The following is a 12,211-nucleotide window of genomic DNA, read 5'->3' on the forward strand; positions in this document are numbered from 1 at the left end:
GGATGGTGCCGGCGGCCTCAGATCGTTTCGAATCAAACCGCGCTTCAACCTTGTTCCTTGATCCGGTTCCGATGCGCCGCTTGCTTTGCCCGGTTACCGCAAGCCGCCATGCTGCACCAGCGCCGCGCATGCCCCCGGGTGTGATCGGCGAACAGCAGGGTGCAGGTCGGACCTTCGCACGCCTTCACGTAGGTGAAGTCCTCCTCGCAAACCAGCTTCGCCAGGATCTCTCCGATCGGCAGAAGCAGCGACTCCGGTGAACTCCAGCGCCGCGAGCGTTCGAACGTGAGGGCACCCGTCGTCTCATGTTCATGAGCGACGATTTTCCCGAAGGCTTCATCACGTGCGAGCAGCAGGTTCAGCGGCTCCAGCTCACGCAGATCCGCCGCCCCTAGCGTTCTGCCCTTGCGCTCACGGACGAACACCCTGAACCATTCACGCAGACTGCGCGCCTGATCCGCCAGTCGATCGAGCTCGCCGGGCATTGCACGCTCGCGCATCGTGCGCAGCACTTCTGCGGGTACCAGTTGCGACTGCTCGAGCCAGGTCAGCAGGCCATCGCCATCATCGATCCAGTCGATTGGAGCATCGACCGGCGTCGCTATCGAATTCAAAAAATCCAGGCCGGCTGAATCGGCTATGAACATCGCGGGAACTTGCTGGGACATTGCTTACCTCAAAGCTGGACAAAATAACCTTCTCAAAGAGAGTTGACAGGTTACCATATTCTCGAATAACCTTCTTAAATGAATTAAGAGGGTTACGGAATCTGACGATTAGCTTGCCGCCATCAGCTTGGCGCGCAGATGGATTTACCTCTCAATATGGAGACGAACATGTCTGAAAGGAATGTGAAAGTCGTACTTGTCCCCGGCGCCTGGGCCGACGGTTCAAGCTGGAGTAAAGTCATAAATGGACTCCAGTCAAATGGAGTTAATGCGGTTACTGTCCCTGTCCCGCTAACGACATTGGACGACGACGTGGCGGCACTTGACCGAACCCTCGAACGGATCGATGGGCCTGTTGTGCTGGTGGGACACGCTTACGCAGGCGCGGTCATTGGCGCCGCACGCAATCCCAGGATCAAGGCGCTCGTCTACATCGCGGCGCTGGCGCCCGACGAGGGGGAAACGGTAGCCGATGTGTTCTATCGAAACGAGCCGCACCCCGTAGCGCCCAAGCTCGCTCCTGATAACCACGGCTTGATCTGGTTGCCCGAGGAGGCGTTTGCCGCGGCCTTTGCTCAAAACGCATCCGCGCAGGAGTTGGCCGTGTTGACCGCTGTTCAGCGCCCGATCTCGCCAGCTTGTATCAGCGTTCCGGTAGGACGGCCGCTTTGGAAGGACGTGCCGAGCTGGTATCTGCTGGCGGAGCAGGATCACATGATCGTCGCCGAGACCCAGCGTTTCATGGCCGAGCGCATGAACGCGCGGGTGAGCTCGCACCCGGTCGACCACACACCGATCGTCACGGCACCCGGTTTCGTCGTTGATCTGATTCTTCAGGCCGTGCGTGAAATTCGTGAAGTTCGTGAAGTGCGCGACTGATGGACGTGGGGGCTTCGTGTCTTTGCATCGTCGCTTTGTCGCCAAGGGCATCTGGCGTAACTGCAGGTATCAACGAGGAGAATCACCATGACTGGTATCACGTACCGTACTGCGGATGTCGATGGCTTCAAGATCTTTTATCGTGAAGCAGGGCTCGCGGGCGCGCCCAAGCTGCTGTTGCTTCACGGCTTCCCCAGTTCCAGCCACATGTTCCGGGACCTGATCCCGCTGCTGGCCGATCGCTTCCACATTATCGCGCCGGATCTTCCTGGATTCGGCCGGTCTGATATGCCGCCCCGCGAGCAGTTCAAGTACAACTTCGACAACCTCGCCGGCGTCATCGATCGCTTTACCGAAGTGGTCGGATTCGACCGTTTCGCGGTCTACGTATTCGACTACGGGGCACCAACAGGCTTGCGGATTGCAGCCAGGCATCCCGAGCGCATCACGGCTATCATTTCCCAGAACGGCAACGCGTACGAGGAAGGACTGAGCGATGGGTGGAACCCCATTCGTGCGTATTGGCAGGACCCGTCGGACGGGAATCGCCAAGCCCTTCGCGCCTTCCTGGCGCCGGAGACGACACGCTGGCAGTACACCCATGGCGTCCCCGACGAAGCCGTGGTGTCGCCGGACGGTATCGCGCTGGACAACTTCTACCTGACACGCCCCGGAGCCGATGAGGTCCAGCTAGACTTGTTCGGTGACTACAAGAGCAACGTTGCGCTCTATCCCGCGTTCCAGGAGTACTTCCGCAAGCACCAGCCGCGCTTGCTGGCGGTATGGGGGAAGCACGACCCGTTCTTCCTGCCGCCGGGCGCAGAGGCGTTCAAGCGGGACATCCCCGGCGCCGATATCCGCTTCTACGATACCGGCCACTTCGCCCTTGAAACGCATGCCAGCGAGATTGCTACGGCGATCGGCGAATTCCTTTCCCGATGAATTGGACTCTTGCGGCAGGTTGGGCTTTGCCTGCTGCGGGTCGTGCACGACTGAACGCAGACGCGTTCATAAACCCAGGAGCATTGACATGTCAAACGCAGTCGCTGTTGTTACGGGAGCGAGCCAGGGAATCGGCTTTTCCACGGCAGTCCGTCTCGCACGGGACTTTGGTTCGATCGTACTGGTTGCGCGCAATCGGGCCAAGCTCGAGGAGACCGCAGCAGCCGTCAAGGAGGCAGGTGCGCAAGCGCTTGTCATTGACTTGGACTTGTCCGACCCGTCGGCGGCAAAGAAGGTAGTAGAACAAACAGTTGCCAGGTTCGGCCGTATCGATGCGTTGCTCAATATCGCGGGCGCTGTTCCGCAAATCGACGTACTCGACATGACGGACGAACAGTGGGATGCCGGCATGGCGCTCAAGTTGCATGGCGCCCGTCGCCTGACCATTGAAGCTTGGCCTGCGTTGATGGCTTCGAAGGGCTCTGTCGTGTTGATGTCAGGCAATTCCGCGCTCTTTCCGAAAGCACCGTACGCGGCAGTCGGGACAATCAACGCGGCGATCATTGCGCTCGCGAAGGCGTTTTCCGACCGAGGGATCACTGACGGCGTCCAGGTGAACAGCGTGCTGCCCGGGCCCGTGATGACAGGACGTCGGCGCTCCTACCTCGAGCACTGGGCGCCGCTGCATAACATGACGGTCGAGGAGGCAACCGCCAAGTTCCCAAGTGAGGTGGGGATTACACGCTACGGCGAGCCTGAAGAAATTGCCGAACTGATGGCGTTCCTGGTTTCACCGGCGGCCCGGTGGATGACAGGGTCCGCCATTCGAATGGACGGGGGCGAGGTCAAGTCGATCTAAGCAGGCGAGCGAATCAGCATTTGCCTATGTGACCGTGGACTGGGCCGCACGCGCGTTGACTGCTTTACTTCTTTGATGGCGCGGATTTACTGCCACGCCGGCGGGGCTTCGGCTCGACTCCCACGCGTGGATCGCGTGCGAGCACGAGCGCCGTGATCCTTTTCGCTATGGCTTCAAATTCCGGGTCGTCTTGCGGAACGTAAAGCCATTTACCCAGCACCGGATGCGGCTGCAGTGCGGGCATTTCATCGACGAGAGCGGCGTGGCGGTCTTGCGATGTGCACACGAGCAAACCGTTCCACGGTGCGTCGCGGTCGGCGACAACCAGACACAACAGCCCGTCGAGATAGGCGGCATCGCTACCGAACATCCGCTTGTGAATGTAGGTTGAATCGCTCTCGAATGCTTCGAGGATCCAGCCGAGCGAGTTGCGGATTGAAGAGGGCATTGGCGTGAAGTCCTTGGCGACAGGCGTGTGGAGAGTCAATCCTCTACCGGGCGGCGATACAAACCGTCGAAATCGTACTCGTCGAACACCATCTCGGCGGCGTTGGAAAACGGCGGCGGGTCTTGGGGCGACGGATAGCCGTCTGTAATTTTCACCGCGACGATAGTACGTGTGCCGACATCCGTGCAACGCCAAAGCCCGGTTTCAGTGTAGAACTCCGTACCAATTCGAAAATCGGAATGAGCAAACGTCTCGTTGCTGCCATGGTCTTCAGTTTTGTTCATCGTTTTAAGCCAGTAGTCATCCGTTTTTGGATACCGCAATCATAGGTCATCCGCGCAAAGCGACAACAGACTGCGACGCCATGACCAGGACGCCTGGAGAGGCGCGTCCGCTCGCGCCGCGTCCCCACACAACCTCCTCAAAAATCAGGGTAAATCCTGAAGAAAACATCAGACGTCTGATGTATCTTGCATCAAGTCAACACAAAAGAACAAGCCATGCGCCTGAGTGTAGAGAGATCGATGAGCGAAAAAATACAGGAATCTCTGCGCGCCATGATTCGGGAAAAAGCACTCAAGCCAGGCGATCAGATTCCTACTGAAATCGAGCTATGCGAGCAACTTGGCGTGGGGCGTTCCAGTCTGCGCGAGGCCGTGGCGCAGATGATTTCGCACGGGCTTTTATCGCGTATACAGGGACGGGGCACGTTCGTCAGACAAATTTCGCTAAAGCTGGAAGGTGGTCTCGATGATCTGATGTCCGTAACCGACATGATCAAGAGTGTCGGCGGGGTTCCGTCGACCAGCCGTTTGCAGATAAAACCAATCACCGCATCGGAAAACCTGGCGCAAAAGCTGGCGTTGCAAGTAGGCGACCCGTGTGTGCGGATCGAGCGGGTTCGGTGGGCCGACGACGCCATTGCGGCGTATTGCATCGACATCGTGCCGAAAGCTTTATACGACAGAGCCGATGGCGATATGGGCGAGTCTTTGTTCGCGATGTTCGAGCGCACCGGGCTTCGCCTCTCGCATACGCATAGCTCGATTCAACCGACGATCCTGACCTCGAGGGATTTGCCTGAGTTGCGGGAGGGCGTGGGTCTGTTCCTGCTGCTGGATGAAGTGGATTTCGACGATACCGGCAAGCCCATCTGTTACAGCAACGACTACTACAACAGCAGCATCTTCAAGTTCGATCTGGTCCGCAAGCGCCACTGAAGCGCCACTGAAGCATCTTTGAAGCACCACTCAGCACGCCGCACGAAGTCAAGCCCGAGGATGTCTGTGAAGGAGGAATCGATGGAATTTGAAGCGTTGAATTCTGCTCAGTTGACGGCTTACCTTGGCGGCATTCCGGCGGTGCGCGCGTTGCTCGGCGATACCCATGAACTGGACGTAGTCGAAGTCGGCGACGGTAATCTGAATTTCGTTTATTTCGTGAGTAACGCCCGGGAGCCGGAGAAGAGTGTTGTCGTCAAACAGGCGCCGCCTTTCCTGCGTCTGGTCGGTACGAGCTGGCCGTTGACGCGCCAGCGCATGGAGCATGAGGTGGCGGCGCTGCGACGCTTCGGCGCGTTATGTCCGCAACACGTCCCTGAGGTTTATCACGCGGACAGCAAGCTGTTCCTGATGGTCATGCAGCGTTTGTCCTCGCACAAGATCCTGCGGCAAGGTTTGATGGAAGGAATTGTTTATCCGAAGTTCGCCGATCATCTTTCCACCTATCTGGCGCATACGCTGTTCTTCTGTTCGGATCTGTTCCTCGCGCCGCATGTGAAAAAGGACGCCGTTGGCGCGGCGGTCAATAGCGAGCTCTGCAAGATCACGGAGGACCTCGTTTTTACTTATCCGTTCGAGGGTCATCCTTCTAACATCTATAGCCCGGCCTTGCCTCACTCGGCGGTAGAACGGCTTAGAACGTCAGCGCCGTTGCGCATTGCCGTCGCGGAAATGAAATGGGCGTTCATGAACCATGCAGAGAGTTTGCTGCATGGCGACCTGCATACCGGATCGATCATGATCAATCAGGACGAGACCTTCGTGATAGACCCCGAGTTCGCTTTCTACGGGCCTATGGGTTTCGATGTCGGCGCGATCCTGGCCAATCTTTGGTTGGCGTACTTCTCTCGCGACTGGCACGGCCGCGTGGGCGGAGAGAATCCCGAACACTACCAGCAATGGCTGCTGGAACAGGCCGCCCAGATCTGGAACGGTTTTGCCGACAAGTTCCTGAATCTCTGGCGGGATCATGAGAGCCGCAGCAAGCAGCACTTCATTGGCGACGATCCTGACGAACCATGCTCGGAAGCATTCCGAACCCATTTCATGCGACGGCTGTTCGCGGACACACTCGGATTCGCGGGCTGCAAGATGATCCGCCGGATTGTGGGAATGGCGAAGGTTGCGGAAATCACGAGCATTCCTGACGAAGCAGCACGCGCAAAAATTGAAGTGCGTTGTCTGCGGTTCGGTGAAGCTTTGCTTGTGCAACGCCAGCAGTTCGGCGGAATTGACGAGGTTCTGGCGCACGCAAGAACCGTCTGTGCGCAGAGCGAGGACTGAGCGTGAGTCTGCCAACTTCAAACCATGCCGATCAAACCGGTGAATGCAGTAACGAAATCTCAGGTCAGGACAACATCATTAAATCTGGAGAACTCATGGTTTCGCCGGTGCCTTTAGAAGCCCTTCCCGCGACGCTCGCCTGGGAGGAGGAGGGATTGTATCTCCTGGACCAGACGCGATTACCGCAGGTAGTCGTGGTTGAGCGAGTCGCAGGCGTTGAGGATGTTTGGCGCTGGATTCACGAGCTACGAGTGCGCGGCGCACCGGCGATCGGGGTGGCGGCAGCCTATGGTTTGTGTGTGGCGATGCAGCCGCTGAGGCACCTATCTACGCAGGATTTCCAGTCGCAATTGATGCAGCAAGCCAGCTTCCTGGATTCGGCACGGCCGACGGCCGTGAACCTGAGCTGGAGCCTCAAGCGCATGTTGGCTGCGGCGCACCGCTCAGCGATGCAAGACTCCGAGGCGATTTACCAAGTGCTGGTCGAGGAGGCGAAGAAGATTCACGCCGAGGATCAGGCGCTATGCGCCGGCATCGGCGCGCATGGCGTGTCCCTGATCACGCCCGGTTGCGGCGTGCTGACCCATTGCAATGCGGGTGCGTTGGCGACAACCGGCATGGGTACAGCGACCGCGCCAATCTACATGGCTCATCAACAGGGCATCTCTTTCCGTGTCTTCGCCGATGAAACGCGCCCCTTGCTGCAAGGCTCGCGTCTCACGGCCTTTGAACTGCAAAGAGCCGGTGTCGATGTGACACTGATCACCGACAGCATGGCGGCTTCCATCATGTCGCAGGGCTTGGTGGACCTCGTGATTGTGGGCACGGATCGGGTCGCGGCCAACGGTGACTTCGCCAATAAGATTGGTACGCTGAGCGTCGCCATAACCGCGCGTTATTTCGGCATACCGTTCTACGTGGCTTGTCCGTCGTCAACGCTGGACCTGTTGACTGCGAACGGAGCGAACATAGTGATTGAAGAGCGTCAGGACCATGAGGTCACACACTTGGCAGGCCAGCCCACGGCGCCTGTCGATATCAAAGTGCGTAACCCGGCCTTCGATGTCACGCCTCACGATCTGGTGACCGGCTTCATCACGGAGCGCGGGATTGTGGAGCCACCCTTCGATAAAAACTTCGCCACCCTGTTTTCATCCGGCGGAGGTGGGTTGTGAACAGCACGCCGGACACCGAGACCACACTGCGCCGAGAGGTGATCGAGACCGCCCTCGAGATGGAGCGTCTCGGCATCAATCAGGGAACCTCCGGCAACATCAGCGCGCGCTGGCGAGACGGCTTGCTGATCACGCCGAGCGGCGTTCCCTATGCTGAGTTGCAGACGCAGGACATCGTCTGGTTGCCGCTCGATGTGAGTGATGACGCGGCGGTGTTCGAGCAAAGCCGGCCTTCGACGGAATGGCGGTTTCATCGCGACATCCTGCGTTCGCGGCCTGAGATCAATGCGGTGGTGCATACGCATTCGAATGCGGCTACTGCGATGGCGATTCATGGCAGGGACATCCCTGCGCATCACTACATGGTGGCAGTTGCGGGCGGCAATTCCATACGCTGCGCGCCGTATGCGACCTTCGGTAGTCAGGCATTGTCCGCGCACGCCATCACCGCCTTGAAGGACCGCACTGCGTGTCTGCTTGCGCATCACGGCGTGATTGCCATCGGACACGATCTCGCTCGTGCGTTGTGGCTGGCCAATGAAGTGGAGGTTCTCGCGCAGCAGTATCTGCTTGCTTGCCAGCTCGGGACGCCGCCGGTCTTGTCCGATGAAGCAATCAGCGAGGTCATCGAAAAATTCAAGGGATATGGACTGCGCAAGAAGAGTTGACGGGACGGACGTGCTCCAATTTTGCAACGGGTCCTTTCGATTTTGGGGATGGCGTGCTGTGAGTAGCGAGGATAGCATTCGACCACGATAGGCTGTATTTCGCTGGACTGAATATCGTTGAGTTCTGGCTCATCACATCAGCCAGAAGCTTGTCGATCGAAGTGAAAGAAGATGCAAGGCAATCTCAACCTGCTTTTAAAACTTACACAACGGAGACGGTTATGGCGTGGAATTCAGACAGGTTTGACAGATGGTCGACGCACGGCGCATCGGCGGGAGCGTTGGTGCTTTGCGCTGCTGCCGCGCTAAGCGGCTGCTCCAAGAGCGAGAACTCGACAACGGCATCGACTGATGCAGGCGCCAGCGCCGCGGCAAGTGCGGCACCCACGGCGGCACCGGCATCAGATGCGGGCGGCGGCAAGGTCAAGGTCGGCTTTTCGGTTTCCACGCTGAACAACGCGTTTTTCGTTGGCTTGAAATCCGGGGTAGAGAAGGGCGCCAAGGCGCAAGGCTTCGATCTCGTCCAGACCAATGCCAATGGCGACGCACAGCAACAGGTCAACGACGCCATCAACCTTCTGAGTCAGGGCGTAACAGCACTGGTGCTCAACCCGATCGATTCGAAGGCGATCATCCCTGCTGTCGAGAAAGCGAACGCCATGGGCATTCCCGTGTTCACGCTGGATCGTGGCTCGGACGGTGGCAAGGTGACGTCCTTCGTGGCGTCGGACAACGTGGCGCTCGGCGCAACTGGGGCGAACTGGATCGCAGACCAGTTGAAGAAGCGCTATGGCTCAGCGAAGGGGAACGTGGTCGACCTGATTGGACTGGTCGGCACCACGGCGGCTACCGACCGGGAAAAAGGCTTCAGCGATGCAATCGCGAAGTATCCTGACATCAAGGTGGTCGCGCGCCAGGAAGGCGCGTTCGACCAGGAGAAGTCGCTTAACGCGATGACGAACATCCTGCAAAAGTACCCGCAGATCGATGCGGTATTCGGTGCGAACGACGACAACACTGTAGGCGCCGAGAAAGCGATCGATAACTCGGGGCGTTATAAGCCGCTCGGTGACAAGGACCACATCATGGTCATTGGCGCGGATGGCACGGCGCAGGCGCTTTCCGCCATTCGCGCGGGCAAACAGGATGCCACCATTTCGCAGAACCCAATTGAAATGTCCGCGAAGGCGCTGAGCTTCATTGCGGATTACAGCGCCAAGAAGGAGGTGCCGGCGAACTATGCATGGCCGACCTTGCTGATCGACAAGAGCAATATAGACTCAGATGAGACTAAGAAATACGGTCTCTGGTCAGAGCAGGTCAGTCAATAAGCTGTTCATGCGCGCTCCTGAAACAGGAGCGCGCCTGCATGTGAATGTGCATCGGATTCTAGTGATATTTAGTGACATACATTGAGACCGGAACATGAACAATGAGAGGGGTTCCGAGGTGAGTGCCGCCAACGCGGGCACGCTCAGCACGACCGTCGCGCCGCCGCTGTTGCGCATGGAAGGTATCGTCAAGAGTTTCCCCGGTGTCAAGGCGCTGCGAGGGGTCAGCCTCGAATTGCAGGCCGGCCATGTGATGGCCATCGTCGGTGAGAACGGTGCGGGGAAATCGTCGTTGATCAAGACGCTGTCGGGCGCCTACGAGCCGGACGAAGGCACGATCGAGATCAACGGGCACCCTCTTGCTCGCGGTACGCATGCGGCTATTGATGCCGGCGTGGCCGTGATCTATCAAGAGCTTTCACTGGTCAACGACATGACGGTGGCCGAGAACCTGTTCCTCGGCCGCATGCCGTCGCGCAGCGGCCTGGTGCTGCGCAAACAGGCCAACGAGATGGCCCGCACAGCGCTCGCCCAAGTGGGCCTTGAAGGCGTTTCGCCGTCCATGCGCCTGGGCGACCTGCCCTTGAATAAACGCCAGCTTGTCGAGGTCGCGAAGGCGCTGGCGCGCGACGCACGCATTCTCGTCATGGACGAACCCACTGCTGCGCTGCAGCGTGAGGACATCGCCAATCTCTATGCCGTGGTCCGGCGTTTGCGTGCAGCCGGCATGGGCATCATCTTTATCTCGCATCATCTTGAAGAGGTGTTCGCGCTCGCGGATTCGGCCGTTGTCATGCGCGACGGCGCGACTGTCGGCGCACGACCCATGGCGCAGTGGACCGAGCAGGACCTGGTGCAGGCCATGGTCGCCCGCAACCTGGATTCGTTTTATCCGTGGGAGGCGCGCGACTATGGTCCGGTCGTGCTGGAGGTCCGCAATCTGGCCAGCCCGCCGGTGCTGCGTAACGCGAGTTTCAGCGTACGTGCTGGCGAGATCGTTGGGATAGCCGGTATTGCCGGCGCGGGGCGCACCGAGTTGCTCAAGGCGATCTTCGGCGCACTGCCCTTAAGCCACGGCGAAGTGCTGATACGCGGTCAGAAGGTGTCCATCGGATCGCCTGCGGAAGGGGTTCGCAACGGGCTCGTGTACACGTCCGAGGATCGCAAGCTCGAAGGGCTCGTGCTCGATGCGAGCATCGAAGAAAACGTCGCGCTATCCAGCCTGCTCGCTCTCGCGACGGGGGGATTCGTCAGCAACACGAAAAAGCGCAAGCTCGCGCAGGAAGCAAGCGCGCGGTTTGGTGTGCGCGCATCATCGGTCATGCAGATCACCGGCAATCTGTCGGGCGGCAATCAGCAGAAGGTCATTCTCGGCCGTGCGACGGCTACGCAACCGGCGGTGATCATGCTCGACGAACCCACACGCGGTATCGATGTGGGCGCGAAGACCGAGATCTACGCGCATATGGTGTCGATGGCGCGTGCGGGCGCTGCTGTCATCATGGTCAGTTCGGAATTGCCGGAACTGCTGGGCATGTCGGACCGGGTGCTGGTCATGTACCGGGGCAATATCGTCACCGAAATTCCGCGCGATCAGGCAGATTCGGAAACAGTGATCCAGTGGGCTACAACAGGAGTAGGTGCATGACTTCCACGGCAGCGAACCAGGCGGATTCGGAAGCGCGCTCCCGCCGCATCATCCGGCAATTGCGCACGGGTCTCGGGCCGCTGCTGGCAGCGTTGATCCTGATCTGCATCGGCTTGTCGATTGCGTCACCGGAATTCCTGACCACCAGCACGCTCACCAACATCATGGTGCAAGTGTCCGTGGTCGGCATTGCGGCGGTCGGCGGAACCTTCGTGATCATCACGTCGGGCATCGACCTGTCAGTCGGCTCGCTGGTTGCGCTGAGCGGCATGGTCGCGGCGACTGTGATGGCCGGATCGAGCCCGGATAACGTGGCGCTCGGCATCGCAGGCCTGGGCGTGGCGTTGGTGGTGGGCGCCCTGGTCGGCGCGCTGAACGGATTGTCCGTCGCGTGGCTCAGGCTGGTGCCGTTCATCGTGACGCTGGCGATGATGGCCATGGGGCGTGGGCTCACGCTTGCGATCTCCGATGGCCGGACCAAGTTCGATTTCCCGAACGCGTTCACGGCTTTCGGCGCCAAGACGCTGGCCGGCTTGCCTGCACCGATGATCGTGATGCTGGTGGTGTTCGTGATCGGTCACGTGTTGTTGCGCAAGACGACCTTCGGGCATCAGGTGTTCGCGGTCGGCGGCAACAAGGAGGCGGCACGGCTCGCGGGTATCCCCGTGAACCGGGTGATCTTCCTCACCTACACGCTGGCTGGGGCGACGGCGGCGGTAGCAGGCATCGTGCTGGCGGGGCGGCTCAACTCGGCGCTGCCATCGGCTGCAAACGGCCTGGAACTGCAGGTGATTGCCGGGGTTGTGATTGGCGGCACGTCGCTCGCCGGCGGTCGTGGTTCGATTGTCGGGACTTTCATTGGCGTGGTGCTGATCGGCGTGATCAATGTTGGCTTGTCGTTGCTTGGCGTGAACCCGTTCTGGACGCAATTCATTCAAGGTGGCGTGATCTTCGCGGCAGTGCTGCTCGACGCGGTCAGCCAGCGGCGCAAGCTCTGAATCCGAACCGCAAGAAATGACGACTGGAACC

At 59.4% G+C, this 12,211-nt stretch carries 13 protein-coding genes; 10 read left to right on the forward strand and 3 right to left on the reverse strand.

Translation table 11 applies throughout. From position 1 onward, the window contains the following. Nucleotides 1-44: 44 nt before the first annotated feature. Nucleotides 45-668 (reverse strand): CGNR zinc finger domain-containing protein, encoded by a 624-nt coding sequence (locus FH08_RS0113305; RefSeq protein WP_031358792.1) that lies wholly within the window; start codon nucleotides 666-668, stop codon nucleotides 45-47. A gap of 168 nt (nucleotides 669-836) precedes the next feature. Between FH08_RS0113305 and FH08_RS0113310 the strand changes: the two genes are divergently transcribed. The 3 genes from FH08_RS0113310 to FH08_RS0113320 all read left to right on the forward strand — a co-directional run bounded on the left by FH08_RS0113310 (nucleotide 837) and on the right by FH08_RS0113320 (nucleotide 3,348). Next, nucleotides 837-1,547, forward strand: coding sequence for an alpha/beta fold hydrolase (locus FH08_RS0113310; protein ID WP_031358793.1), 711 nt, complete (start codon nucleotides 837-839; stop codon nucleotides 1,545-1,547). 87 nt (nucleotides 1,548-1,634) lie between these two features. Next, complete coding sequence (locus tag FH08_RS0113315; protein ID WP_031358794.1) at nucleotides 1,635-2,489, forward strand: alpha/beta fold hydrolase; 855 nt, start codon at nucleotides 1,635-1,637, stop codon at nucleotides 2,487-2,489. A gap of 88 nt (nucleotides 2,490-2,577) precedes the next feature. Further along, nucleotides 2,578-3,348 (forward strand): SDR family oxidoreductase, encoded by a 771-nt coding sequence (locus FH08_RS0113320; protein WP_031358795.1) that lies wholly within the window; start codon nucleotides 2,578-2,580, stop codon nucleotides 3,346-3,348. A gap of 64 nt (nucleotides 3,349-3,412) precedes the next feature. Here FH08_RS0113320 and FH08_RS0113325 read toward each other — a convergent pair whose 3' ends face one another. Together FH08_RS0113325 and FH08_RS0113330 are read right to left on the reverse strand one after the other, a co-directional pair. Next, nucleotides 3,413-3,796 carry a hypothetical protein gene (locus FH08_RS0113325; RefSeq protein WP_031358796.1) on the reverse strand — a complete coding sequence of 128 codons (384 nt, stop codon included), beginning with the start codon at nucleotides 3,794-3,796 and terminating at the stop codon, nucleotides 3,413-3,415. Nucleotides 3,797-3,831: 35 nt separating this feature from the next. Further along, the gene (locus FH08_RS0113330) at nucleotides 3,832-4,080 is read right to left on the reverse strand and encodes a hypothetical protein (protein ID WP_035566157.1); all 249 of its coding nucleotides are present in this window, start codon (nucleotides 4,078-4,080) and stop codon (nucleotides 3,832-3,834) included. A 240-nt stretch (nucleotides 4,081-4,320) separates the two neighbouring features. On the opposite strand from FH08_RS0113330, the gene FH08_RS0113335 reads away from it, so the two are divergent. The 7 genes from FH08_RS0113335 to FH08_RS0113365 all read left to right on the forward strand — a co-directional run bounded on the left by FH08_RS0113335 (nucleotide 4,321) and on the right by FH08_RS0113365 (nucleotide 12,180). Continuing rightward, the gene (locus FH08_RS0113335) at nucleotides 4,321-5,016 is read left to right on the forward strand and encodes a GntR family transcriptional regulator (protein WP_235210354.1); all 696 of its coding nucleotides are present in this window, start codon (nucleotides 4,321-4,323) and stop codon (nucleotides 5,014-5,016) included. An 81-nt stretch (nucleotides 5,017-5,097) separates the two neighbouring features. After that, nucleotides 5,098-6,360, forward strand: coding sequence for an S-methyl-5-thioribose kinase (gene mtnK, locus FH08_RS0113340; RefSeq protein WP_031358799.1), 1,263 nt, complete (start codon nucleotides 5,098-5,100; stop codon nucleotides 6,358-6,360). A gap of 95 nt (nucleotides 6,361-6,455) precedes the next feature. Next, nucleotides 6,456-7,535, forward strand: coding sequence for an S-methyl-5-thioribose-1-phosphate isomerase (mtnA, locus tag FH08_RS0113345; protein WP_031358800.1), 1,080 nt, complete (start codon nucleotides 6,456-6,458; stop codon nucleotides 7,533-7,535). Further along, the gene (locus FH08_RS0113350) at nucleotides 7,532-8,203 is read left to right on the forward strand and encodes an L-fuculose-phosphate aldolase (RefSeq protein ID WP_031358801.1); all 672 of its coding nucleotides are present in this window, start codon (nucleotides 7,532-7,534) and stop codon (nucleotides 8,201-8,203) included. Before mtnA ends, FH08_RS0113350 begins: the two co-directional genes overlap by 4 nt. Nucleotides 8,204-8,424: 221 nt before the next feature. Beyond that, complete coding sequence (locus FH08_RS0113355; RefSeq protein WP_031358802.1) at nucleotides 8,425-9,534, forward strand: sugar ABC transporter substrate-binding protein; 1,110 nt, start codon at nucleotides 8,425-8,427, stop codon at nucleotides 9,532-9,534. A 94-nt stretch (nucleotides 9,535-9,628) separates the two neighbouring features. Then, nucleotides 9,629-11,182: a sugar ABC transporter ATP-binding protein gene (locus FH08_RS0113360; RefSeq protein WP_081889463.1), complete on the forward strand. Its 1,554-nt coding sequence runs from the start codon at nucleotides 9,629-9,631 to the stop codon at nucleotides 11,180-11,182. Further along, on the forward strand, nucleotides 11,179-12,180 hold the full coding sequence (locus tag FH08_RS0113365; RefSeq protein WP_031358804.1) for an ABC transporter permease: 1,002 nt from the start codon (nucleotides 11,179-11,181) through the stop codon (nucleotides 12,178-12,180). Before FH08_RS0113360 ends, FH08_RS0113365 begins: the two co-directional genes overlap by 4 nt. The last annotated feature ends 31 nt before the right edge of the window (nucleotides 12,181-12,211 follow it).

Source organism: Caballeronia sordidicola (assembly GCF_000729995.1).
Classification (GTDB): domain Bacteria; phylum Pseudomonadota; class Gammaproteobacteria; order Burkholderiales; family Burkholderiaceae; genus Caballeronia; species Caballeronia sordidicola_A.